Origin of the sequence: Chitinimonas koreensis (assembly GCF_014353015.1) — a bacterium.
GTDB lineage: Bacteria > Pseudomonadota > Gammaproteobacteria > Burkholderiales > Chitinimonadaceae > Chitinimonas > Chitinimonas koreensis.
Genome location: NZ_CP060704.1, coordinates 1141086 through 1165122, shown reverse-complemented (window position 1 = coordinate 1165122; position 24037 = coordinate 1141086). Strand labels below are relative to the sequence as shown.

The following is a 24037-nucleotide window of genomic DNA, read 5'->3' as shown; positions in this document are numbered from 1 at the left end:
CGCTTCTTTGCCCGGAGCTGCTTATCGAGCGGATATCGGCGCGTCGAGTCAGATCGGCCAATGACCGTGCCACCTGGCGTGACTCCATTGCAACCGCTCATCCCGACAAAAAGGCCGCCCGGCGCGGTCTTTTTGTCGATCTCATCCATTACCAAGATATGGTAAAGAATAGTGCCCAAGATCCAATATGGCATCCGCTGTTGTTTGGCAGCAGATCATCGGCCCCGGCAGCTCTGCAATTATCAAAAGCACCGGCTTCAGACCAGGCATCGCGAGCAATGATGCAGTGTATTGAAAACGCTGGAAAATCAAGCCACCCCATGCGCTACGGACTTCTGCGGTGCGCGCGTCAAGCGTTGCATTCGCTGGCGGTTTGACGTTAAATGCCATTTGAATGGCGCCACTGCGGATCGATGTGGCGTTTATTTGCTTGCCGCTTATGATTAGAAATCTCGAGAAAAGGAATAACTGTGATGCGTATATCACTTGCATCGGGCTTGCTGGGGAGCGTCTGGCGCTTCGCAGTGGTTGCCGCGACTTCCACGCTGGTCGCCTGCGGCGGCCCTGGCGGCGATAGCGGTGGAACGACCAATCCCACGCCGACGCCCACGCCTGCGCCCGTCATCGGCAAGGTTTTCCTCAGTGCGTCGCAAAAATCGGTCAAAACCGACAACTCGGATTCCGCCACCATCACGGCCACCGTGCTGGATGCAAACAACACTGCGATCTCCGGCGCATCGCTGACCTTCAAGACGACGTCCGGCCAACTGGTCGTTCCCTCGGGCACCGGCGCGGTATCGGATGCCAGCGGCAAGATCGTCGCCACCTATAGCGCGGGTTCCGACCGCAGCAACCGTACCGACACCATCACAGTATCGGCAGCTAACGGTGTGTCGGCGCAATTGCCGATCACGGTGTCCGGTACGCAACTCACGCTGACTGCGGGCTCCACCGCTCTGACGGCACCCAGCGGCTCGACCCCGCTGACTGCCACTCTGGTCGACGCCGGCAACAACCCGATCTCGAGTACGCCGATCCAGCTGACCGCGGCCGGCACCGGCACCGTCTCGCTGTCGGCTTCCAGCCTGCAGACCGGCGAACAGGTCACGGTCACCGGCAGTGCGACTGGCGTTTCCACCGTAACGGCCTCCGCGCTCGGCGCCCAGGCCAGCGTCAACTTTACGGTGACCGGCGGATCGACCGGTGCGTTCGGCATCACCAGCCCCGCAGCTGCAGTCAGCAACCTGACCACCGGCAGTGATCTGTCGATCGTCATCAACGCACCCGGCCTAAGCACTGTCCGCGTCGCCACAACGCTGGGAACGCTGACCGACACCAATTCGGCCGCCACCGGCTCCTTCATCAATGCCGCAGTCGTGGGTAACACTGCGACGGTCAAGTTCAACTCGTCCGTGGCAGGCATGGCCATCGTCCAGGTCACGAACCCGAACGATGCTTCGATTACCGGTTCGGTGACGATCGCCGTGTCCCCGCCGGTTTCCAGTGCCGCCAATATCTCGCTGCAGGGAAATCCCAGCACCATCCCGATCAGCACCGGCAGCACCAAGAACTCGCTGTCGCTGCGTGCGACCGTGACCACGGCGGCTGGTCAACCGGTAGCCAACGTGCCGGTCCAATTCCAGCTTGAAAATACGGTCGGCGGCGGCGAGTTCGTATCGCCGGCAGTGGCCTTCACCAACGCAGTGGCCGGCTCGGATGGCAGCGGAGTCGGTGACGCAGTCGCGACATTCACTTCGGGCACCAAACCGTCCGGCCAAGGCGGTTCTGCGATTCGCGTCAAGGCTACTATCGTCGGCACGACCATCTCTACCGTCAGCAACGTAGTCATCAGTGGCGTCGCCAACTCGGTGACCATCGGCCAGTCGTCGGTGATCTCCGCCGATCTGACCAATACCGCCTACATCCTGCCGATGTCGGTACAAGTCGCCGATTCGGCCGGCAATGCCGTCAAGGGCGCAGTGGTCAACCTGAAGGTGCGTCCGGTTTACTTCTCCACCGGCACCGGCTGCTCGCCATTTGAAACCTTCGTGGCGGAAGATGCCACGGTGGCGCTGGGCGGCGCCGGCAACGGTAACGGCAACCTCGACGCCAACGAAGACGGCAACCGCTATCAAGTGCGCAACGATCTGGCCGGCGCGCTCAGTGGCCTCCAGATCGGCACCAAGGATGGCCAGTTGACGCCGACCAATGCCAACGCCGGTACGGTGCCGACTTCGGTCACCACAACCGACGACGGCACGGCCGCCTTCAACCTGACCTACCTGAAGTCCAACTCGATCTGGACCGTGATCGAAATGACGGCTTCGACCCTGGTGCAAGGTACCGAAAGCAAGCAATCGGTGACCTTCCGCCTGGCCGCATCGGAATCCGATGCCAGTAGCGACGGTAATACCTGCCATATTTCCAATTCGCCGTACCAGAAATAAGCAGGCACTCCCAGCATTGCTGCAGTAAACGAAACACCCCTCGGGTTATCCCGAGGGGTGTTTTCATTGGATCGTACTGATCAGCGCCGCTTCTCCTCTCCCCGCGCCCGCCCCGCCTTGCCGATCGCCTTCCACTTGGCCGTCTCCGCCTTGCGTTCCAGCGCCGTCTGCTGGCCGCGGCGCGCCTCGCGCAGGAGCTTGTGGTAGTTGAGCAGCCGGTCGGCCGGCACCGTCTCGCGCACCGCACAGCCTGGCTCGTCGCGGTGGCGGCAGTCGCGGAAGCGGCAGCGCCCGGCCAGCGCCGCGATATCGTCGAAGCTCGCCGCCACCTCGGTCTCGTCGGCGTCGGGCCGCCAGGTGCGCAGGCCCGGCGTGTCGATGATGCAGGCGCCGCCGGGCAGGCAGTGCAACGAACGCGCCGTGGTGGTATGGCGGCCGCGGCCGTCGCCGCGGCGCACGCCGCCGGTGAGCTGGGCTTCAGCCATCAGCAGCGTGTTGCTCAGGGTGGACTTGCCGGCGCCGCTGGAGCCCAGCAGCACCAGCGTCTGGCCGGCGCCGAGCCATGGCGCCAGCGCCTCGCGGGCCGAGGCGTCCTGGCCGTTCAGCGCCAGCACCGGGATGCGGCGCGGCAGGCGGGCGTGCAGCTCCGCCATGCGCTGCTCGACCGCGTCGCCGACGTCGGCCTTGGTCAGCACCGCGACCGCTTCGAGGCCGGCCGCCTGGGTCAGCGCCAGGTAGCGTTCCAGCCGGCGCGGGTTGTAGTCGAGGTCCAGTCCCATCAGCAGCAGGGCGGTGTCGACGTTGCTGGCCAGCATCTGGCGCCGGCCGTCGTTGGCGCGGCGGGCCAGCTGGGTCAGCGGTTCCAGCCGGGTGGCGATCCAGCATTCCTCGCCGGCATGAGTCTCCGCCACCACCCAGTCGCCGACCGCGAGCGCATCGGCATGGGCCTGCAGCATCGCGGTCAGCCGCGGCAGCGCGCGGGCCTGGCGCTCGCCATGGCCGTCGTGGACGGTGAGGTGGTCGCGCTGCACCTCGACGATGCGCATCAGCGCGCTGCCCGGGCGCGGCGGTTCGGCCAAGGCGTGGAGTTGGTTGATCAGGTACTGCGTCAAGCCGATGGCGCGCAGCGCTTCATAGTCGAAATCGAACATGGTGTCGGTGATTCCAGGGTCGGTTCGCCCGCAGCAAGCAGCGGCAGGCAGAGCCGCGGCAAATGCGCGCGGCGCGGAACGGAGCGGAAGTCGGCCGCGCGGATGCGGGCGATTCGGCACACCTGGACGATGGAATCCCGGAAGGGAAAGGTCGCGTCGGAACGGGGACGGGACCGGTGGAACGAGCGCGGGCGGAGAAGAGCCCGGTCAGGCGGCGGCCGACAGGAGGGCAAGATCAGTTCTACGCATGGGGGCTCTCCTGTGGCGGTTGAAAGGGAAGCGCAGTCTGCACGCCGCGGCCGGCGCCGGTCAAGCGCGGCGGCACCGCGGTTGCGGATCGCGCAACAGGCCGCCGCGGAGGCGCTACGACGGCCGGCCGTCCTCGGCCGGGAAATGCTGCGCGATCCGTTCGAGCACTCCGGCCAGACTGGCCTCGAAGGCGCCGAGCAGCGCGGCGTCCTCGACGCCGTTGCGGATCGCGTCCTCGAGCCGGCGCGAGACCTCGGCCAGCTCGGTCGCGCCGACGTTGGCGGCGACGCCGAACACCGTGTGCGCCAGCCGCTCGGCGGTGTCGCGCTGCTGCTGCGCCAGCGCCGCGCTGATCTGGGCATGGGAGCCGCCGAGCGCCTTGGGCACCTTGGCCAGCATGCGGTGGTAGAACTCGACCCGGCCGCCCATGCGCACCAGCGTGGTCTCGGTGTCGAAGCCGTCGAGGCGGACCAGCTGCGGTTCGACCGCCACCAGCTCGGCGCCGTCGCCGGCGGCCTCGGCCTGGGGCGGCCGCGCCGCCGCCGACTCGATCAGCGCCGCCGCGGCGATCGCCGGCGCGGGCGCGCCGCTCACCGCGCCGGGCCGCAGCCATTGCGCCAGCGTGGTGAACATGCGGTCGGGGTCGACCGGCTTGAGGATGGTGTCCTGCATGCCTTCACGCAGGCAGCGCTCGCGTTCCTCGACCATCGCGTGGGCGGTCATCGCCAGGATCGGCAGCAGGTTGTAGCGCGCGTCGGCGCGGATCTTCAGCGTGGCTTCGTGGCCGTCCATCTCGGGCATCTGCACGTCCATCAGCACCAGCTGGTAGTAGTCGGCGGCGCGCGCCTGCAGCATGTCGACCGCCTGCTGGCCGTTGTGCGCCACCTCGACGTCGAAGCCGGCGCTCTCGAGCAGCTCGACCGCGATCTGCTGGTTGATCTCGTTGTCCTCGGCCAGCAGGATGCGGTGGCCGTGCCAGCGCTGGGCCAGTTCGGCCGGCACGTCGGCCTGCGGCGCCTCGGCCGCGCCGCCGAACAGCGGCAACAGCGCGTCGACCAGGCTCGACTGGTTGATCGGCTTGACCAGCAGCGCGTCGATGATCACCGCCTCGGCGTGCTGGCGCGCCTCTTCGCGGCCGAAGGCGGTGACCAGCACGAACTTGGGCCGCTGCCGCAGCTTGGCGCGCTGCAACGCGGCGATCACGCCGATGCCGTCCATGCCGGGCATCTTCCAGTCGCAGAACACCAGGTCGTAGGGCCTGGAGCGGTCGTTGTCGTGCACCGCCAGCAGCGCCTCGGCGCCGTTGACCACCACGTCGACCTCGAGACCGAGGCTGTGCAGCGCGTCGGACAGGATGTCGCAGGCGACCGGGTTGTCGTCGGCCACCAGCGCGCGCAGGCCGCCGAGCTGGGTGGTGCCGGCGCGCTGCAGGTAGCGCGGCTGGGCCGGCCGGTCGAACAGCGCGGTGAAGCGGAAGGTCGAGCCGCGGCCCGGCTCGCTTTCGACCGCGATCTCGCCGCCCATCATGGCGACCAGCCGGCGCGAAATGGCGAGGCCCAGGCCGGTGCCGCCGTACTTGCGGGTGGTCGAGCCGTCGGCCTGGCTGAATGCCTGGAACAATCGCCCGGTCTGCTCCTGCGTCATGCCGATGCCGCTGTCGCGCACCGCGAATTCGAGCCGCACGCCGCTGCCGGCCACATCGCCGAGCAGGCGGCAACTGAGCAGGATGTCGCCGCGTTCGGTGAACTTGATCGCGTTGTTGGTCAGGTTGATCAGCACCTGGCCCAGCCGCAGCGGGTCGCCGACCAGGTGGCGCGGCACCTCGGGCGGCACCTGGAACAGGTATTCGAGCTGTTTTTCCTGGGCGCGCTGGCCGGTCACGGTGGCGACGTTGCCGAGCACCTCGTCGAGCGAGAACTCGACCCGCTCCATGTCGAGCCGGCCGGCCTCGATCTTGGTGAAGTCGAGCACGTCGTTGATCACCGTCAGCAGCGATTCGCCGGCACGGTGGATCTTGTTCACGTAGTCGCGCTGCTTGGCGCTGAGCTCGGTCTTCAGCGCCAGGTAGGCCAGGCCGATGATGGCGTTCATCGGCGTGCGGATCTCGTGGCTCATGTTGGCCAGGAATTCGGACTTCATGCGCGAGGCGTTCTCGGCCACCTGCATGGCCTGGCGCAGCGCGCCTTCCTGCTCGAGCAGGCGGTCGTTGGCCTCGCTCAGTTCGTGGGTGCGCTGGCGCACCCGCTCCTCCAGCACCCGTTCGGACGACTGCAGCGTCTCCACCAGCTCCTGCTGGGCGCGCTCCTTCTCGGCGCGGATCGCGTTGAAGCGCGCCGCCAGCGCCAGCGACAGCAGCAGCATTTCGAGCGAGGAGCCGATCTGCATGCCGTTGACGGTGAAGAAGTTGGTCGGCATCAGGCCGAAGCTGCGCAGCCCGGTCATGCCGGCCGCGACCAGGAGCGCGGTGAAGGCCAGCGCGAAGTACGGCGCGCTGCGCTGGCGGTTGCGCAGCGAGGTGAAGCTGACCACCAGCGCCAGCAGCATGGTGAGGCAATCGAGCGCGATGGCCGGCATGATGGTGTGGCGGAACGAGGCGAAGAAGCCGGCGATCACCAGCACGTGCAGGCCGACGAAGACCAGCAGCAGCCGGTCGAGCCGCGGCAGCTCGCGCGGCGTCTCCAGCACCCTGCGCATGAAGCCGATCAGCGCCGTGCTGGTCAGCGAGAACAGGATCATCGTGCCGATCTTCGACCAGTAGGGCGACCCGGGCCACAGGAACTCGTAGGCGATGCCGTTGTAGCTGGCGATCGACAGCGCGGCGCCGAGCGAGAAGCCGACGTAGAACAGATAGTTGAGATCGCGCAGGGCGAAGAACAGCAAGAGATTGAACAGGATCATCCCGGCCGCCAGGCCGAAGTACCAGGCCTGGCCCAGGTAATCGTCGCGCACGTGGCGCTCGAACGCGTCAGGCGTCCACAGCCGCGCCGGCACGTCGAGCGAGGCGTCGGAATTGATCCGCAGGTAGTAGGTCTCGGTCGCCTCGGCCTGCACCGTCAGCGGGAAGACGAAGAAGCGGTTGTCGTAGCCGCGCGCCGAATACGGCAGCTCGCGGCCGCTGACCTCGAGCGTGTAGCCGTCCGGCGCCGGCCGATAGAATTCGATCCGGTCGTGATGGGCATAGGCGATCTCGAGCATGCGCCGCAGCGGGGCCGGCGTCGGATTGCGCACGGTGAGGCGCAGCCACCAGGCCGAACGGGTGAGGCCGAAGTTCAGCGAATCGCCGGCGGCCGGCGAGGGCCCGAACGCCGCGGCATAGGCCGGCTGGCGCAGCTGGGTCAGCGTCAGCTGGCCGGTCGGGTCCTCGAGCACCTCGAAGTGCGGCGTCAACTGGACACTGCGCGCGTCGTCCAGCCGCAGCGGTCCGGCCGCAGCGGCCGTCGGCGCCAGCAGCGCCAGTGCGGCCAGCAGCAAGGCGCACAGGCAGGTGGACAGGACGTGGATACGGACGGGCATGGATCGGAGGAAAGGACGCATGGACGGCGGCAAGCGGACAAGGCCGCGCATCGGAACGTCTCATCCTAGCAGATGAATATCACTTTTCTTTTCTATTATCCCTTATTGAAAGCCCACTTATGAGATCGTCATGGCCATAGAACCTGATTATGAATTCGTCATCATCGGGAGCGGTTTCGGCGGCGGTGCGATGAGCGCCCGGCTGGCCCGGCGCTGGCCCGGCCGCGGCCTGCTGCTCGAGCGCGGCCGCGACTATCCGCTCGGCGGCTTCGCCCGCAGTACGGCCGACCTGGCCGACAACTTCTGGGCGCCCGAGGATGAGATCGCGCGGCCGCGCCAGGTACACCGGCGCCGGCTGGCCGGCAGCCGGCTGATCGGCCTGTTCGACGTGCGCCGCTTCGGCCGGATGGACACGGTCACCGCGGCCGGCCTCGGCGGCGGCTCGCTGATCTACGCCAACGTCTTCCTGCGGCCGGCGCCCGAGGTATTCGCCGCCGGCTGGCCGGCCGGGCTCGACCGCGCCGCGCTGGCGCCCTATTACGACATCGCGCAGTCGGTGCTCGGCGCGCGCGCGCTGCCGCCGGCCGGCGGCGAACAGGACCGCCGCCACCTCCGCCGCACCGGCGAGTTCGCCCGCTTCGCCGCCGAGCAGGGCCTGGTCAGCCGGCCGGCCGAGATCGCGGTGTTCTTCGGCCAGGGCTACAGCTACAACGGCGCCGCCGCGCCGACCGAGATGGGCGTTCAGGAGACCAACCGCTACGGCGCCCGGCAGACGTCGTGCACCTATTGCGGCGAGTGCGACCTCGGCTGCAACGTGCGCGCCAAGAACACCACCGACCTCAACTACATCCACGTCGCCCGCGAGAAGCACGGCCTGGTGCTGCGCACGCTGTGCCGCGCCGGCCGCATCGTGCCGCTCGACGCCGACGGCCGCGACGATCCGGCCGGCGACGGCAGCCACGGCTACCGCGTCGAATTCGACGACCTGGCCGCCGGCCGCGTGCAGTCGGTCACCGCCCGGCGGGTGGTGGTGTCGGCCGGCACGCTGGGCAGCAACGAGCTGCTGCTGCGCTGCCGCGACGTCCACCGCAGCCTGCCGGCGCTGAGCCCGGCGCTGGGCCGGCGTTTTTCCGGCAACGGCGACTTCCTGGCCTTCGCGCTCGACGGCGAGACGCAGATGGACAGCACCCGGGGCCCGGTGATCACCCAGTACACCGATCACCACCTGTTCGAGCGCATCGACCCCGAGCGCGCCTTCATCCTCGAGGACGCCAGCATCCCGACCCACGCGGCCTGGGCCATGGCAGCGGCACGGCCGGCGATCGAGCCGTGGGACAGCTTCAAGCAGTTCCTGCGCTCGGCCTTCCGCTACCTGACCGGCCGCGCCGCCGGCCAGGCCAGCCAGCGCCTCGGCGGCGCACTGAACGAACTGCTCGGCAACGACCTGACCCAGCGCAGCGCGGTACTGCTGTGCATGGGACGCGACCGCGGCGACGGCCGATTCAGCCTCAACCCGGCCGGCTGGCTCGACCTCGACTGGCCGCAATCGACCAGCCTGCCGCTGTACCGGGCGATCCTCGCGCTGAACCGGCGCTTCGCGAAGTTCATCGGCGCACGTATCTTCCTGCCGCTGCCGACCTGGCTGGCCGGCCGCAACGTGACGGTGCACCCGCTCGGCGGCTGCGCGCTGGCCGATACGCCCGAGCACGGCGTGGTCAGCGCACGGGCCGGCGAGCGCGGCCAGGTGTTCGGCTACCGCGGGCTCTACGTCGCCGACGGCAGCCTGATGCCGACCGCGCTCGGCGCCAACCCGGCCGCCACCATCACCGCGCTGGCCGAGTGGATCGCGCACGACCTGACCGGGCTGGCGCCCGACGACACGCTGGCCTGAAGCACGGCCGGCACGCTTCGCAACGCAGGCGGCATCGCGCATAGACGCGGGCCCACGGCGGAATCCCTACAAGACGCGGCCCGAGCCGCTCCGACGACGACCCGATGCGCCCGGCCGGCAGTTGGCCGGGCCCGGCGGTCCCCTGCTGCCATCCGACGCAGCCGGGCCGCGGCCGCCGTCATGCCCATAACTACAGATGAATCCGGAGAGTGAAATGAACCAGGATCTAGAGGGAGTCGGCATCCGCTTCGCCGAGGTGATGAGCGGCTACGCCAGCCTCGGCGGCAATACCTTCGAGGATGGCTTCGAGGCCGGCCGCGCGGCGGGACTCGCGCTGTCGCTGCACGTCGAGGTCGAGGTCGACGACGTCGCCGCCTTCCTCGCCTCGCCCGAGCGCGCCGGCCGGCTGGTCGGCCATGTCGAGGGTCCGCTGGTCGGCGGCCGCGCCGCGATCGAATCGGGCCTGTTCCAGCTGATGCCGGACACCGCCGACCGCGAGCGCAAGGTGATGGTCTACCGCGTGCTGTGCCGCAACGACGACGGCCACGCCTTCACCTTCGCCGGCCAGAAGGAGGTGCAGCACCATTTCGGCTTCGACCTGTGGCGCGACACCACCACGCTGTACACCAATCTCTACGCCGGCCACCTGGCGCGCGAGGACGAGGCGCAGGCCGAGCTGCTGGCCACCGGCATCCTCAGCCTCGGCGTGGTCGACTTCATGAAGGTGCTGCAGAGCCTGCGCGCCACCGATGCGGCCGGCCGGCCGAGCCCGGCCGGGCTGGCGGCCTTCGGCCGCTTCTTCGCCGGATCGCTGTGGGAGGTCTACGGCCCCTCGCTGCCGCCAGGCCCGCGCGAGGCGCCGCGCGTCTACGCCCGCTTCACCACCGAGGGCGTGCGCGGCGCCGACATCAGCCACCATCCGTTCAGCACCGGCGACGGCCTGGGCCTCGATCTCACCCGCTTCCGCCGCGCCGACTGCGACGACGTGGTGCTGATCGTGCATGGGCTCACCACCTCGTCCGACATGTTCATCATGCCCGAGCACCGCAACCTGGTTCAGGAACTGCTCGACGCCGGCTGGGGCGACGTGTTCACGCTCGACCACCGCGGCAGCAACCGCTTTCCCTACAACCTGTCGCGCAGCCGCGCCAACCTCGACGACCTGGCGCTGTACGACCATCCGGCCGCCATCGCCACGCTGCGCCGGCTGGTCGGGCCGAACCGCCGCATCCACGTGATCGCCCACTGCGTCGGCGCGCTGACCTTCGCCATGAGCCTGGCGGCCGGCCTGGTCGGCTCGGTCCGCAGCGTGATCCTCAACAGCATCGCGCTGAGCGCACACGTGCCGGGCTGGTCGCGGGTCAAGCTCGCGCTCGGGCCGCTGTTCTGCGACTGGCTGCTGGGCGCCGAGTACGTCAATCCGCGCTGGCGCCACCAGCAGGCCTGGTCGCCGGGCAAGCTGCTGGCGATGGGGGTCGACCTCTACCATCACGAGTGCGATTCGTCGGCCTGCCACATGCTCAGCTTCATGTGGGGGCCGGCAAGCCGGCGCTGTTCCTGCACGAGAACATGGCCCGGGTGACGCACGACCGGCTCGGCGACCTGTTCGGCGGCATCAGCGCCCACTACTACCGCCACGTGCTGAAGATGGTGAACAGCAAGCACGAGGCGGTGAAATGGCAGCCGGGCGACCCGCGCTACGCCGCGCTGCCGGACAACTATTTCGAGCGCGCGGCCGGCATCGCGACGCCGATGCTGCTGGTGCAGGGCCAGGAGAACCGGGTGTTCGCCGATTCGATCATCCAGTGCCATGCGCGGCTCGAGCGGCTGGTGCCGGGCCGCCACCAGCTGCACGTGTTCCCGCGCTACGGCCACCAGGACATCTTCATGGGCCAGAACGTGGCGACGGACATCTTCCCGCGGCTGTTCGAATTCCTGCGCGCCCACAGCGGTCCCGGCTGAAGCCGGCCGGCGCGGCGTCAGGCCGGCCGGAATTCCGGCAGCAGTTCGGGGAACACCAGCTGCGGCCTGAAGCGCGTGCGCGGCGGCGGCAACGGCAGCTCGCGCCGCAGCCGGCCGAGTTCGCGCAGCCGCGCGTCGAGCCGGGCGGCGTCGACGTACGGCTCGGCCAGCGCGGCATACAGCCGCAGCGTGGCGGTGGCGCGGTCGAGCCCGATCCAGGCGCCCTGCAGCAGCGCCGGCCGCGCGTTGAGCGCCAGCCAGTGGGCGAGCCGCTCGCCGGCCGCCGGATCGCCGGCCGCCTCGTCGTCCTCGTCGTGGCGCTCGATGGCGGTATGGATCAGCAGCCGCCCGCTCGCCTCGTCGTCCTCGATCCACCACTGCCGCTCCTGCTCGTCGAGCAGGATCAGCACCCCCTGCCTGAAGCTGAGGGCCAGGCCCAGGCGCTGCCCCAGCGTCTGGATGATGCTTTCCGTCCTGATGCTCTTCATCTCGCGTTCCTCTTCAAGGGATGGCTGCGAACCGATCGCCCTGCCTGAGTGGACGCCGTGCAGGCGGAGTTCCATCGCCGCCAGCGCGGCTATCCATTTAATGCAAATAGCATTTTCGCAAAAATGACACGCTCGGAAGATAGGCTGCGCAAGCGGCGAAAGCGCTGTGGGAAGATGTCGAGAAGCACACCCGCAAGGGCCGCCAATGCAGTCTGGACGCCATTCCGGCCGCACCGACCGGTTCCTTAGGTTAATCCCCTATTGGGTTATGCAATCCGATAACAGATAGTGGCCTCGGAATTTGACAAAAGCATAAGTGATTGATTGTACAGATCGGCGCGACAGCCGGTCGACGAGTTGGCGGCCCAGGGAAGCAGAACAGGTCCGATGTCGAACGGACCCAGGAAAGGAAGTGCAAGGCGGACGCAGCCGGCCATCCGACGGCCGGTAGCGATTCATCGCAATTGGAACTGAGCACACCCGGAGGAAGAAGCAATGGGACGATCTGCACACCCCATGTTGCAATGGGAGACAGGCGACCGAATAGAGGCGGCGGCAGCCGGGCTCGAGCACGTCGACACCGTCGGCGCGATGCACCTGCTGTACCAGACCGCCCGCGAGCTGGCGCCCCTGCCGGTCGACGTCCTCATCGAGGGCGAGACCGGCGTGGGCAAGGACACGCTGGCCAAGGAAATGCATGAAATGTCGGGACGGCCGGGGCAGTTCATCGCCCTCAACTGCGCGGCGATCCCCGAGACGCTGGCCGAAAGCGAGCTGTTCGGCGCCGAGGCCGGCGCCTACACCGGCGCGATCCGTTCGCGGCCGGGCCGGATCGAGGCGGCGCACCGCGGCACGCTGTATCTCGACGAGATCGACAGCATGCCGATGAACCTGCAGGCCAAGCTGCTGCGGGTATTGCAGGAACGCGGCTGCGAGCGGGTGGGCTCGCAGAAGTTCGTCCGCTTCGACCTGCGGGTGATCGCCTCGACCAAGCTGCCGTTCGAGCGGCTGATCGCGCAGGACCGTTTCCGCGCCGATCTGTATCACCGCCTCAACGTGGTCTCGCTGCGCATCCCGCCGCTGCGCGAGCGGGTGGCCGACATCCTGCCGCTGTTCCGCCGCTTCGTCGGCGAGGCGGCGCAGCGCATCGGCCGCAAGGTGCCGCGCTACGATCCGGCGCTCGATACGCTGCTGCTCACGCATCCGTGGAGCGGCAACGTGCGCGAGCTGCGGGCCGCCGCCGACCGCTGCGTGCTGGGGCTGCCGGTGGTGCACGCGGCCTCGCCGCTCGACTGCGAGCAGACGCTGCGCGAGCGGCTGCGCTGCATCGAGCGGGTGCTGATCCGCTCGGCGCTCGAGCGCCACGCCGGCTCGGTGCAGCGCGCCAGCCAGGAGCTCAAGGTGCCGGTGCATACCCTGTATTACCGGTTGAGGACCTTGGGGATCGAGTGGGCGAACTAGCGCGCAGGCGGACGAGCTGAAGGAACAGGCTGACTGCCGGGGCTGCTCGACCGGCAGAGGCGACTCGACCGTCGCTCCCTCACCCTGCCCTCTCCCGGGGGAGAGGGTTCCACGGCGCATCCCGGTCATACCTGCAGTCAAACCGGCCTGATGTTCACTGGCGAATGAGCGAAAGCGATAGCCTCTCTGGCTGGGGAGCGCCCGGCTTCGGGTGAGGGAGCGACCGTCGAGCGAAGCGATGCTTGCTCTCCTCATCTATTTCCCCTCCTGCACTTGACCATCGCTGTCGGCAGAACGCTCGTCGCCATCTTCCAGCGCCTCATCCGGCAACCTCTCCGCCGCCCTCCCCTGCTCCAGCTCCGCCAGATAAGCCTCCGCCACCTCCGCATCGATCTCCGGGATCTCGTCGGCCGGCGCATCGCCGCGCAGCAGCTCGTCGATCGCGCGGTACAGCAGCGCCACCGCCGCCAGCTGAGCCGACGGCACGTAGCGCCCTTCGCGGCCGCTGGCGTACAGCGCGCGCGCCAGCGGCACGTAGCGGATCACCGGGATGCCCTCGGCGCGGGCGACCTCGATCATCGCCTGCGCCGTGGCGTCGTGGCCGCGCGCCAGCACCAGCGGCAGCGGCGTCTGCTCGGGCAGGTAGTGCAGCGCCACCGCGAAATGGGTCGGGTTGACCACCACCGCGTTGGCCTTCTTGGTATTGGCCGCCGGCCCGCTGCTGGCCAGTTCGTGCGCCAGCTGGCGGCGGTGGCCCTTCACGTGCGGGTCGCCTTCCGATTCCTTGTACTCCTGCTTGATGTCTTCCATGCTCATCCGCAGCGAGCGGATGTGGAAATACTTCTGCAGGCCGAAGTCGACCGCGGCCAGCGCCAGGAACGCCCCGATGCAGGCGCGCTCGACCGCCTGCAGCAGCACCAGCGTGCCGTACCAGACGTCGGCCAGCGTGCCGGTCGACAGCAGCATCAGCCGCGGCAGCTCGCGCAGCGCGATGCGCCAGGCCAGCCAGGCCACCAGCGCCGACTTGGCCAGGTTGAACAGGAACTGCGACAGGCTGCGGCCGGAGAACATCTGCTGCAGGTTGCCGGCCGGATTGAACTTGTCGAACTTCGGCGTCAGCGCCTCGGGCGCGAACAGCAGGCCGATCTGCATCCAGGTGCCGATCAGCACCGCCACGATCGCCAGCGCCGCCACCGGCAACAGCAGCAGCACCGCATCGATCAGCGCGGTGCCGACGATCTCGACCAGCGCGGCGTCGAAGTCGCCGCCGATGCGCATCAGCGACAGCTCGATCGCGCCGGCCAGCCGGCCGCGCCACAGCTCGGCCAGGCCGAACGCCAGCTCGAACAGCGCCGCGCAGGCCAAGAGCCGCACCACGTCCTTGCTCTGCGCCACCTGGCCCTTGTTGCGCGCATCCTCGAGCTTCTTGTGGGTAGGCTGTTCGGTCTTCTCGCTCACCGCGCCCCCCACAGCCGGGCGGCGAAATCGCCGAGCCCGGCGAACTCGCGGCCGGCGAATTCCCACAGCGTGGCGGCGTAGATCGCCAGCACGAACAGCCCGGCCAGGCTCTTGATCGGCGCGGCGGCCGAGGAGACCTGCAACTGCGGCGCCACCATGCCGACCATGGCGAAGGCGAAATCGACCAGCAGCAGCACGATCATCGGCGGCGCGCAGTACAGGATCGCCGCCTTGATCATCGCGGCGAAGGCGTCGATCCACAGTTGCAGGCCGTCGGCGGTCAGCGGCGGCAGACCGTCGAGCGGCGGCCAGGCCAGGTAGCTCTGGTAGACGAAGGCCAGCATGGCCGACATCGCGCCGGTCTGGATCGCCAGGATGGTGACCGCCTGCACGGTGAGCCCGCCGAGCGCCGAGGCGTCGCTGCCGACCGAGGGGTTGTTGATCTGCATCGCGTTGGCGCCGCGCTGGTTGTCGAGGAAGGTGCCGAGCGCCTGGAACAGCCAGAACGGCAGCGCCATCAGGAAGCCGACCAAGAGGCCCAGCGCGGTCTCCTTCAGCACCAGCGCGGCCATCACCGCGTAGCCGAGCGAGCCTGCCGGCCACTGGCCGTGCAGCCGGTAGGCCACCGGCAGCGCCAGCGCCAGCGCGATGGCGTTGCGCAGGTTGCCGCGGATCACCGCCGGGAAGAAGGCCGGCACCAGCATCAGGCAGACCAGCAGGCGCGGCATGGCCAGCGCCAGCGCCGACAGCGCCTGGTACAGCGCCTCGATCGCCTGCGCGTTCATCGGCCGATGTCCGGGATCATCTCCAAGAGCCGGCTCGCCAGCCGCAGCAGCTCGACGCCGATCCAGCGGCCGGTGGCGGCCAGGCTGATGCCGACCGCGACCAGCTTGATCGAGAACGACAGCGTCTGGTCCTGGACCTGGGTCAGCGCCTGCACCAGCGAGACCAGCACGCCGACCACCGTGGCCACGATCAGCGCCGGCGCCGACAGCGCCACCACCAGCATCAGGCCTTTCTGGAAATACGCGAGGGTTTCCATCTCGGATAAGCCCCTTTCTTCACAAGTAGGACAGCGCCAGGCCGTGCAGCAACTTGCCCCAGCCGTCGACCATCACGAACAGCAGGATCTTGAGCGGCAGCGACACCGTGCTCGGCGACACCATCTGCATGCCCAGCGCCAGCAGGATGTTGGAGACCACCAGGTCGATCACCACGAAGGGGATGTAGAGCAGGAAGCCGATCTCGAAGCCGGTCTGCAATTCGGACACCACGAAGGCCGGGATCAGGATCAGCAGGTCCTCGCGCGTCGCCTTGGCGCCGGCTTCCGCTCCCCACAGCTTGCGGGCGGTGGCGAGGAACTGCTCGGACTGCTCGGGCTTGGTGTGCTTGAGCATGAAGCCGCGCAAGGGCGTGGCGGCGCGCTCGACCCGGTCGAGCACGCTGCCGGCGACCGCGCCGGCCTCCTCGCCGCGGAAGCGGTCGCCCATCTGCTGCAGCGTCGGCGACATCACGAACAGCGTCAGCACCATCGCCATCGCGTAGATCGCCATGCTCGGCGGCGCCTGCTGCACGCCCATCGCATTGCGCACCAGCATCAGCACCACCGCCACCTTGAGAAAGCAGGTGGTGACCATCAGCAGCAGCGGCAGCACGGCCAGCAGCGCAAGTACCAGCGCCAGCGAGAAGGGATCGAAGCCGGCCGCGCTCATGCCGGCTCGCCCGCGCCCAGCGGCAGCGTATCGATCAGGTTCGCCAGCGTGTCGATCTGCACCGCCAGCCGGCCGTCGACCTCGATCAGCTCGCCGCGGCCGACCGGCTGGCCGTTGGCGCGGATGCTCACCCACGGCGGGCTGGCCGCCGCGTCGAGCCGCAGCACCGCGCCCGGCGCCAGCGCGTCGAGCTCGGCCAGCGTCAGCGTGAGCCGGCCGAGGTCGAATTCGAGCAGCAGCGGCACCTGGCCGAAGCCGCCCGCCGCAGCTTCCGCCGCAGCGCCGCGCGGCAGCGCCGCTTCCATCTCGCCGGCCGCATCCACTGCCTCGATCACCGCTTCGTCCATCGCATCCTCCCATCCCAGGAATTCGAGCGCGGCCACCGCGCCCGTCGTCAGCGCGCGCACCCGCAGGGTCCGCCCGCCGGCCTTGATCCATCCTTCGCCGTCCAGGTCGAAATGCGCCGGCCGCAGCAGCACCGCGTCGCCACGGCGCAGCTGGCGGCAGCGCGCCAACGGCAGGCGCGCCGCGCCGACGGTGCAGCGGAACAGCAGCGGCAGCGCGCCGCCGGCCAGCGCCGGGCCGGGCCCGAGCGGCTGCCAGCCCGGCCGCGCCAGCAGCGCCTGCCAGGTGGCCGCCGCCGCCGCCAGCGCGAAATCGTGGCGGCCGCCGTCGACCGCGTAGAGCGACAGCGACAGCCAGACCGGGTCGGCCGGCAGTGCCGTACTCCAGGCCGCGCCGCGCACGCCGAGGCCGTCGCGCAGCGGCTCGGGCAACCGCGCGGCGGCCAGCGCCAGCAGCCAGTCGAGCGCGCCGGCCGGCGCCTCGCCCGGCTGGCCGACGTCGATGCCGGCCAACAGGCGCAGGCAATCCTCGCCACGGGCCAGCGCAATCGGGCCGGCGCCGGTCTGCAGCTGCAGCGAGACCGCCGGCGCCGGCGCGGCCGGATCCCACTGCGCCGGCCGCAGCGCCAACCGCTCGAGCGGATGCTGCAGCGACAGCAGGCGGCCGCGGCCGAACCAGGCGGCGAAGGCGGCCTCGGCGCCCGACAGGCGGCGCAGGCGGACCGAGGCGTTCATGGCTGCACCTCCAGCCGCACGCCGCGGCCCAGCCGCTCGCCGACCCGGCGCGCCAGCTGCTGGCGGCGACCGGCCAGCCACTGCCGGGTCGCCGGTTCGACGGCGGCCAGTTGCAGCTCGAGCCCGCCGGCCGCCTCGCAGGCCCTCACGTCGATCGTGCCGAGCCGCGGCAGCTGCAGCTGGAAGGCTTCGGCGCCGTCGAGGTCGAGCCGGTCGGCCAGTACCTCGCCGAGCTGATCCAGCGTGTCCGGCGCAAGTTCGGCCGCATCGTTGCGCGCCCACAGCCCGGCGATCGGCGCGCGGCCGCCGGAGCCGCCGCCGCTGCCGTCCTCGCCGCCGCGCGCGGTATCGGGCCGCGCCAGCAGCCAGTGCTGGAACTGCAGCACCTCGGCCGGCGCCGGCTGGGCCGCCGTCGGCCGGCGTTCGGCCGCCGGCCGGGCCGGCGCCGCCTCCGCCTTGCATCGCGATGGATTCATTCACTCCCTCCCCCGCCCATCCGGGCGATTTCCTGTTCGAGCAAGTTCAGCTTTTCCATGCCGAGAAAGGCCTGCCGCCGGTCGCGGTCGGCCGCGTCCAGCGCCGCGCGTGCCGCCAGCCAGCGCTGCGCCGCCTCGTCGCGGCGCTGGCGCGCGCTGGCCATGCCCTGCTGCATGCTGTCCTCCCAGTCGCGCCAGGCCTGCAGCTCGCGCACCTGCAAGAGACGCCGGTTCATCAACCCGTTCATGCGGCCCATGCGCAGCGAATTGAGCATCCGGGTGCCGATGCAGCGGCTGCGCGCGGCGTGGTAATCGGCGCCGTGCTCGCGCAGCGCCTGCTTGGCGCGCAGCAGTTCGGCCTCGACCTGCTGCAAGCGGCGGCGGCGGATCTGCTGCAGCGAGCGCAGCTGGCGCGCCAGCGGGTCGGGCGCCAGCTCGTCCTCCTCCATCGCGACGCGGGCGGCCGCCGCCGAGACGGGCTTCATCCATGGGCCTGCTCGGCCAGCTTGCACAGCTGGGCCACGGTGGCCTCGAAGGCGTCGGCGTGGTGGGTGTCCTGCCGCAGCAGCGCCAAAAGGCCGGGTTGCAGCTTCACCGCCAGGTCGGCCTGGGCATCGTTGCCGGGCCGGTATTCGCCGAGCCGGATCAGGAGCTCGAGCTCCTTGTGGCGCGCCATCAGCTCGCGGCAGCGCCGCGCGGCCGCGGTGTGCGGCGGGGTGGCCACGCTGTCCATGATCCGGCTCAGGCTGGCCAGCACGTCGATGGCCGGGTAGTGGCCCTGCTCGGCCAGCCGGCGCGACAGCACGATATGGCCGTCGAGCAGCGACTTGGCCTCGTCGCCGATCGGGTCGGACGGCCCGTCGGCCTCGGCCAGCACGGTGTAGAGCGCGGTGATCGAGCCGGCCCCGGCATTGCCGGCGCGCTCGATCAGCCGCGGCAGCAGGGTGTAGACCGAGGGCGGGAAGCCGCCGCGGGTCGGCGGCTCGCCGGCGGCCAGGCCGATCTCGCGCTGGGCCCGGGCGAAGCGGGTCAGCGAATCGACCAGCAGCAGCACCCGCATGCCGCGGTCGCGCAGCCCCTCGGCGATGGCGGTGGCGGTGAAGGCGGCGCGCGCGCGTTCCATCGAGGTGCGGTCCGAGGTCGCGCAGACCAGCACCGACTTGGCCACCAGGCCCGGGTCGAGCTCCTTTTCGAGGAACTCGCGCAGCTCGCGGCCGCGCTCGCCGATCAGGCCGAACACCACGGCGTCGGCGTCGGCGCCGCGGGCGATGGCGGCCAGCAGCGTGGTCTTGCCGCAACCGGGGCCGGCGAACACCCCGACGCGCTGGCCGCGGCCCAGGGTGATCAGGCCGTCGATGGCGCGCACGCCGGTCGGCATCGGCTCGGTGATGCGCGGCCGGTCGGTCGGCGCCGGCGCGTCGCGGATCACCGCCGCGGCCGGGGCATCGCAATCGGGCAGGGGCTTGAGATCGAGCGGCCGGCCGAAGCCGTCGAGCACCCGGCCGAACAGGTGCGGCCCGACCGCGATGGCGTGGGCGCGGCCCAGCGGGCGGATCTCGGTGCGCGGCGACACGCCGTCGAGCGCCGACAGCGCCGACAGCAGCACCGAGCGCTCGCTGAAGCCGACGATCTCGGCCAGCATCGGCGCCTCCGCCTCGTCCGGCGCGATCAGCTCGCACAGCTCGCCGATGCGCGCGCCGGGTACCCGGCCCTCGATCAGCGTGCCGAGCACCTGGCTGACGCGGCCGCGCCACTCGGGCGGCGGCAGCGCGGCGGCCGCGGCGCGCTGGGCGGCCAGCCGCGCCAGCAGCGGCGCCGCATCGGCCGGCGGCGGCAGGTGGGTCGCCGGCGCGTTCACCAGACCACGTCCAGCTTGCGCGGACCGTCGAAGGTCAGCCGGTTGCCGCTGACCGCCACCAGCTTGTAGCCGCCCAGCGTATCGCCGAGGAACAGCCGGTCGCCGCCGGCGGTGACGATGTTGGCGTTGCGGCCGCCGCTGACCTGGACGATGCGGAACGGCAGCAGGTTGATCGCCGGCATCACCGTGGCGCGGATGTCGAAGCCGGGCTTGTGGGTCTGCTCGAACTTGACCAGCAGCCGCTCGAGCCGGCTCTGCTCGTCGGCGTCGAGGTCGCCGCGCAGGGTCCAGCCGTCCGGCCCCTCGGCGAAATCGACGCGCTGCATCAGCTCGCGCGCCTTCAGCTCGGCGCGGAACAGCTCGGCCAGCTTCGCCGGCGACGGCGCTTCGGCCGCCGGGCCGGCCGCTGCAGCGGGCCGCGCGCTCACGTCGACCTTGGCCACGGTGGCAGCCCGCGCCGCGGCCGGCCGCACCGGATCGGGCTGGCGCAGCGCCCAGCTGGCCGCCGTGCCCCAGGCGCCGAGCGTGACGCCGACCAGGCCCAGGCCGGCCACCCAGCGCGTGGCCAGGCCCTTGCGGCGCGGCGCGGCCGGCGCCGGCCCGGGCGCCGCTGCGGCCGGCTGGAAGGCATACAGCGGCAGGCTCGGCAGGCCGCGCGGCCAGGGCGAGCCGACCGGGTCGAAGCCGAGCCAGACGCCGTCGAGCAGGAAGCGGTCGCCGGCCTGCAGCGCCACCGGCGCGCGCAGCGGCATGCCGTCGAGGCCGAGCACCTCGCCGTCGAGCTTCTTCAGCGTCCAGCCGGCCTCGCCGCGCGTCACCACCGCGTGCAGATCGGCGATGTCGGGGTCGAGCAGCATGACGTCGGCCTGGCTGTCGGCGCCGATGCGCAGCGCCTCGTCGTCGAGCGCCAGCGCCGCGCCGCGGTGCAGGCCGTTGAGGATGCGGAGTTCGAGCATGGTCGGGTTCTCGTGTCAGAGCGGCGGCGGGGCCGGCCGCGGGATCAGGTGGTGGCCGGCGCGTGCTGGCCGGTGGCGGCCGGGACGGCGGGGTGTGGGGCGCCTCGGCCGCGCCTTCGGGCAGGCCGTCGAGCGCGTCGTAGTATTCGGTCTCGCCGCTGGCCACGCTGAGGCTGGACGAGCTGCGCGACGGCGCCGGCGAGGACAGCGGGGTGTGGAACGGCGTGCCGTGGTCGGAGATCACGTCGAGTTCGATGCCGTCGTCGATGCCGCCCGACACGATCGACGGTGCGCCGCTGCCGGTCCCCTCGCCGCCGGCCGGCTCGCCGGCCTCGTCGCGCGCCTTGAGCTGGTTGAGCGCGTGCTCCAGGCCCGCCACCGCGGCCGGCCGCAGCGTCCAGGTGGCGCTGACCACCGCGCCCTGGGCCCAGCCGGTGGCCGGGTCGACCTGGCTCTGCTGGTCGGTCAGCTGGGCGCCGATGCGGTTGTTGATCATGCCGTTGGCGATATTGGCGGAGGTGCGCACCACCAGCGCGGCGAGGAAGGCGACGCCGTTGAAGTTGGCCGGCGATTTCCAGTCGCTCTTGTAGGTCGCGCCGGGCTCGTAGGACTTCATCACGTCGTTGGCGGCGTTCTCGAAGCTCTCGATCAGGCCGCCGGACAGCGAGGTGCCCAGCGTGAGGGCGGCATTGCGCGCCATCGTGTCGTGCGGCGCGCTGCCCGTCGGCAGCTTGAACCGGTTGGTGATCGCGGTATTGGCGCCGCCCTGCAGCAGGTTGCTCGCGCCGCCGGTCAGGATGCCGCCGTTGACGGCGTACTGGCCGGCGGCCTCGCCGAAGTGGCCCTGGCCGGCGGCGGTGATGCCGAGCCGGTCGAAGGCGGTGCGCGCGTGGCCTTCGGCGTCCTGCGAGGTATCGATGCGCGGGCCGCCGATCGCGCTGAGCGTCTGGCTCATCAGGTCGCGGCACAGCGCGCTGGCGAAGCCGACCAGCGGGGCGAACTTCAGCGACTCGTCGGCGTTGGGCATGCGGCCGTGGGCGGCGATGTGCAGGTGGTTGAAGAGCGCGGTGGTGGCGGCGCTGCCGGCGCCGGAGGCCAGGTTGTTGAGGATGGTCTTGGCGGCGGTCCAGGCGCAGGCCTTGACCAGCTGGGCGGTGGTGACGGCGGGCCGGGCATCCGGGGCGCCGCGTTCGAGGTCGATCTCGACGCCGTGGCCGGCCGGCGGCGTGCTGGCGCGCGGCGGCACCGTGGCGGTGGAGGGGTGATCGGACGGCGACTGCACCGCGTGGAACTGGGCGGCGCTCGCGCCGGGCGAGACAAGGGCCTGATTGGTGTGCATGGCAGCCTCCGGACTCAGGCGAAGCCGGGGGTGGCGAGATCGGCGAAGCCGCCCTGCAGGCCCGCCTCGGTCAGGAAGTAGTGCTTGCGCCAGTTCCTGGCCGCCGCGGCCTGCTCCTGCAGCATCACCAGCAGGGGCTCGGCCTGCAGCTCGGCCAGCGGAATGCGGCTGGCCAGCGTGACGTGGCCGTTGCTGGGCAGCGCGCAGAAGATCGACTCGCCGCTGCCGTAGAGGAACAGGTTGCTGCCCAGCACCGCGCGGTAGGCCTGCGCCGCGAGCCAGGGCTCGGGCTCGCCGAAGTCGCAGTAGACGGTGACGGTTTCGGGCGCGACCAGCGGATCGCAGTTCAGGGTGAAGACCACCTCGTCGAGCACGAGCTGGCCGCGCTGGATCAGGGCGGTGGCGTCGTCGAAGCCGATCAGCTTGCAGAAGGCTTCGATCACGCCGGCGTAGCGGGTGTCACTCATCGTCTTGTCTCCTCGGTCCGGCCTGGGTGGCGGGTTCGGGAGTTGAGTGACAGCACGAAGGGGAGAGTTCATCGCGCGCCGGCAGCTAGGAGCCGATCGTCTTTCAACCCAACAAGTAGCAACTCGATCGGATGGCGGCGCTCACAAGAAGACCTACCGGATTTACTGCGAGGAAGGTCTGAATCTTCGGCGCAAACGGCCAAGACGTCATGTGGCCGCGGCGCATCGGCAGGAACGGCCGATGATCTCCAGTTTGAACGACTGCTGGAGCATGGATTTCGTCGCCGATCAGCTGTTCAACGGCCAGAAGATCCGGGCGTTAACTGTGGTCGATAATTTTAGCCGGGAGAGCCTGGCGATCACGGTGGACTTCGCGCTGAAAGCGGCCGATGTGGTGGCGACGATGCAGCATGTACAAGCCCTGCGCGGGACGCCGCGACGGATCCGGGTGGATAACGGCAGCGAGTTCATTTCTGTGGCGCTGGATCAATGGGCGTATGAGCATGGGGTGACGCTGGACTTCTCGCGCCCAGGCAAACCCACGGACAACGCGTTCATCGAGTCATTCAACGGCAGTCTGCGAGACGAATGCCTGAACGTGCACTGGTTTCTGTCGCAGGATGATGCACGTGACAAAATCGAACGATGGCGACAGGATTACAACGAATTCAGGCCGCACAGCTCGCTGGGAGACCTGACCCCGAGCGAGTTCCGACTCGCCCACCTTGAAGCTGGGAATTTCTAGTTTCGACCGCTCGGTTAAGCGGGAGGCGGTCACTGACGGGCTAGTATTAGACAATCAACGACCTGCCTTGTAGACACTGGTTTGGCAAGCAACGCTACTTACCATTCTTGAAGCGATGCTTTTCAAAAAGCATCACTCCAAAAAATCAAAAGCTCACTCGGACAAAGGTGAAGTATCTCTAGGGAACACCAAGGACATCTTCTAAAATATTATGGACCTCTATCACGAATCGATCAAAAGCTACAGCATCCCCACTTAACTCAATAACTCGCTCCCGTTGCCACAAGAGAAAGCTTGGCAAATACCATAGCAGTGACAAAGCACGCTTTGGAACCATGGCCTCATCCGGGATTTCAATAGACTTCAGCAGCTGGAGAAATTTCACAGCACCATCTTTAGAGAATACTCCCTTCGGAGTTGCCCCAAAAATCCGCCATCATCCCACTCAGCATCTAGCTGACCAACAAATTCCATTGTCAATCTCCTTGCCTACTTGATTCGTTCAATAGCATTAGCGGGAATCGAATCTTTAATCAGAACCTCCTGGTCCCGAATGGCCCAATTCGACATTCTACCCCTTGCGGGAAACCTTTCGACACATCGGAAACGTGTGAATCAACCTTTCTCAGATCAATGCGTACAACACCATTTTCACCGTATTTTTCAATTGCAGTATCACGGCTCTTAGTTGTGGAAATCCATTGTGTCTCACGCTTGCCGGCAACATGAGAAATTTCGCTATTGCCAGCGCCAGGAGCTCGAGCCACGAGCCCATCTACAGCATC

At 69.2% G+C, this 24037-nt stretch carries 21 protein-coding genes and 1 pseudogene; 8 read left to right on the top strand and 14 right to left on the bottom strand.

The genetic code is table 11. From position 1 onward, the window contains the following. Positions 1-141 precede the first annotated feature (141 nt). Positions 142-492, bottom strand: coding sequence for a hypothetical protein (locus H9L41_RS04975; RefSeq protein WP_157462138.1), 351 nt, complete (start codon positions 490-492; stop codon positions 142-144). On the opposite strand from H9L41_RS04975, the gene H9L41_RS04970 reads away from it, so the two are divergent. Beyond that, positions 474-2447 (top strand): beta strand repeat-containing protein, encoded by a 1974-nt coding sequence (locus H9L41_RS04970; RefSeq protein WP_084300597.1) that lies wholly within the window; start codon positions 474-476, stop codon positions 2445-2447. The two genes, H9L41_RS04975 and H9L41_RS04970, sit on opposite strands and share 19 nt — an antisense overlap. A gap of 80 nt (positions 2448-2527) precedes the next feature. On the opposite strand, the gene rsgA is transcribed toward H9L41_RS04970, so the two are convergent. Further along, the gene (gene rsgA, locus H9L41_RS04965) at positions 2528-3598 is read right to left on the bottom strand and encodes a ribosome small subunit-dependent GTPase A (RefSeq protein WP_028448012.1); all 1071 of its coding nucleotides are present in this window, start codon (positions 3596-3598) and stop codon (positions 2528-2530) included. A 363-nt stretch (positions 3599-3961) separates the two neighbouring features. Beyond that, positions 3962-7360, bottom strand: a complete 3399-nt coding sequence (locus H9L41_RS04960; RefSeq protein WP_051319406.1) for a hybrid sensor histidine kinase/response regulator family protein — start codon at positions 7358-7360, stop codon at positions 3962-3964. Positions 7361-7490: 130 nt separating this feature from the next. Here H9L41_RS04960 and H9L41_RS04955 point away from each other — a divergent pair, with 130 nt between their 5' ends. The 3 genes from H9L41_RS04955 (at position 7491) to H9L41_RS24365 (ending at position 11213) form a co-directional block, all read left to right on the top strand. Further along, entirely contained in the window at positions 7491-9251 is a 1761-nt protein-coding gene (locus H9L41_RS04955; protein WP_028448013.1) for a GMC oxidoreductase, read from the top strand. Between the two features lie 214 nt (positions 9252-9465). Further along, positions 9466-10833, top strand: coding sequence for an alpha/beta fold hydrolase (locus tag H9L41_RS04950; protein WP_265583935.1), 1368 nt, complete (start codon positions 9466-9468; stop codon positions 10831-10833). Continuing rightward, on the top strand, positions 10782-11213 hold the full coding sequence (locus tag H9L41_RS24365; protein ID WP_265583934.1) for an alpha/beta hydrolase: 432 nt from the start codon (positions 10782-10784) through the stop codon (positions 11211-11213). The genes H9L41_RS04950 and H9L41_RS24365 overlap by 52 nt, the downstream gene beginning before the upstream one ends. Positions 11214-11230: 17 nt before the next feature. Here H9L41_RS24365 and H9L41_RS04945 read toward each other — a convergent pair whose 3' ends face one another. Then, positions 11231-11701, bottom strand: coding sequence for a type III secretion system chaperone (locus tag H9L41_RS04945; RefSeq protein WP_028448015.1), 471 nt, complete (start codon positions 11699-11701; stop codon positions 11231-11233). A gap of 495 nt (positions 11702-12196) precedes the next feature. Between H9L41_RS04945 and H9L41_RS04940 the strand changes: the two genes are divergently transcribed. After that, positions 12197-13162 (top strand): sigma 54-interacting transcriptional regulator, encoded by a 966-nt coding sequence (locus tag H9L41_RS04940; RefSeq protein ID WP_157462139.1) that lies wholly within the window; start codon positions 12197-12199, stop codon positions 13160-13162. A 255-nt stretch (positions 13163-13417) separates the two neighbouring features. Here H9L41_RS04940 and sctU read toward each other — a convergent pair whose 3' ends face one another. The 9 genes from sctU to H9L41_RS04895 are packed head-to-tail and all read right to left on the bottom strand — an operon-like array spanning position 13418 to position 20701. Beyond that, on the bottom strand, positions 13418-14620 hold the full coding sequence (gene sctU, locus H9L41_RS04935; RefSeq protein ID WP_169730238.1) for a type III secretion system export apparatus subunit SctU: 1203 nt from the start codon (positions 14618-14620) through the stop codon (positions 13418-13420). Continuing rightward, complete coding sequence (sctT, locus tag H9L41_RS04930) at positions 14617-15405, bottom strand: type III secretion system export apparatus subunit SctT (RefSeq protein ID WP_051319408.1); 789 nt, start codon at positions 15403-15405, stop codon at positions 14617-14619. Before sctT ends, sctU begins: the two co-directional genes overlap by 4 nt. Next, positions 15402-15662: a type III secretion system export apparatus subunit SctS gene (gene sctS / locus H9L41_RS04925; RefSeq protein ID WP_028448017.1), complete on the bottom strand. Its 261-nt coding sequence runs from the start codon at positions 15660-15662 to the stop codon at positions 15402-15404. The genes sctT and sctS overlap by 4 nt, the downstream gene beginning before the upstream one ends. A 19-nt stretch (positions 15663-15681) precedes the next feature. After that, complete coding sequence (gene sctR, locus H9L41_RS04920; protein ID WP_028448018.1) at positions 15682-16332, bottom strand: type III secretion system export apparatus subunit SctR; 651 nt, start codon at positions 16330-16332, stop codon at positions 15682-15684. Then, positions 16329-17411 carry a type III secretion system cytoplasmic ring protein SctQ gene (gene sctQ / locus H9L41_RS04915; protein ID WP_034608112.1) on the bottom strand — a complete coding sequence of 361 codons (1083 nt, stop codon included), beginning with the start codon at positions 17409-17411 and terminating at the stop codon, positions 16329-16331. The genes sctR and sctQ overlap by 4 nt, the downstream gene beginning before the upstream one ends. Next, a complete protein-coding gene (locus tag H9L41_RS04910; protein WP_034608113.1) occupies positions 17408-17887 on the bottom strand; it encodes a type III secretion system HrpP C-terminal domain-containing protein in 480 nt (159 codons plus the stop codon). The genes sctQ and H9L41_RS04910 overlap by 4 nt, the downstream gene beginning before the upstream one ends. Then, entirely contained in the window at positions 17884-18372 is a 489-nt protein-coding gene (locus tag H9L41_RS04905) for a hypothetical protein (RefSeq protein ID WP_028448019.1), read from the bottom strand. Before H9L41_RS04905 ends, H9L41_RS04910 begins: the two co-directional genes overlap by 4 nt. Beyond that, positions 18369-19745 carry a FliI/YscN family ATPase gene (locus H9L41_RS04900; protein ID WP_281172526.1) on the bottom strand — a complete coding sequence of 459 codons (1377 nt, stop codon included), beginning with the start codon at positions 19743-19745 and terminating at the stop codon, positions 18369-18371. Before H9L41_RS04900 ends, H9L41_RS04905 begins: the two co-directional genes overlap by 4 nt. Next, complete coding sequence (locus tag H9L41_RS04895; protein ID WP_028448020.1) at positions 19742-20701, bottom strand: FHA domain-containing protein; 960 nt, start codon at positions 20699-20701, stop codon at positions 19742-19744. Before H9L41_RS04895 ends, H9L41_RS04900 begins: the two co-directional genes overlap by 4 nt. A 212-nt stretch (positions 20702-20913) precedes the next feature. Between H9L41_RS04895 and H9L41_RS04890 the strand changes: the two genes are divergently transcribed. Beyond that, the gene (locus tag H9L41_RS04890) at positions 20914-21291 is read left to right on the top strand and encodes a hypothetical protein (protein WP_187523696.1); all 378 of its coding nucleotides are present in this window, start codon (positions 20914-20916) and stop codon (positions 21289-21291) included. 33 nt (positions 21292-21324) lie between these two features. Continuing rightward, positions 21325-21966 carry a hypothetical protein gene (locus H9L41_RS04885; RefSeq protein WP_187523695.1) on the top strand — a complete coding sequence of 214 codons (642 nt, stop codon included), beginning with the start codon at positions 21325-21327 and terminating at the stop codon, positions 21964-21966. Between the two features lie 88 nt (positions 21967-22054). On the opposite strand, the gene H9L41_RS04880 is transcribed toward H9L41_RS04885, so the two are convergent. Beyond that, entirely contained in the window at positions 22055-22507 is a 453-nt protein-coding gene (locus H9L41_RS04880; RefSeq protein WP_028448022.1) for a CesT family type III secretion system chaperone, read from the bottom strand. 142 nt (positions 22508-22649) lie between these two features. Between H9L41_RS04880 and H9L41_RS04875 the strand changes: the two are divergent. After that, a pseudogene (locus tag H9L41_RS04875) lies at positions 22650-23252 on the top strand (IS3 family transposase); the annotation flags it as partial. Between the last annotated feature and the right edge of the window lie 785 nt (positions 23253-24037).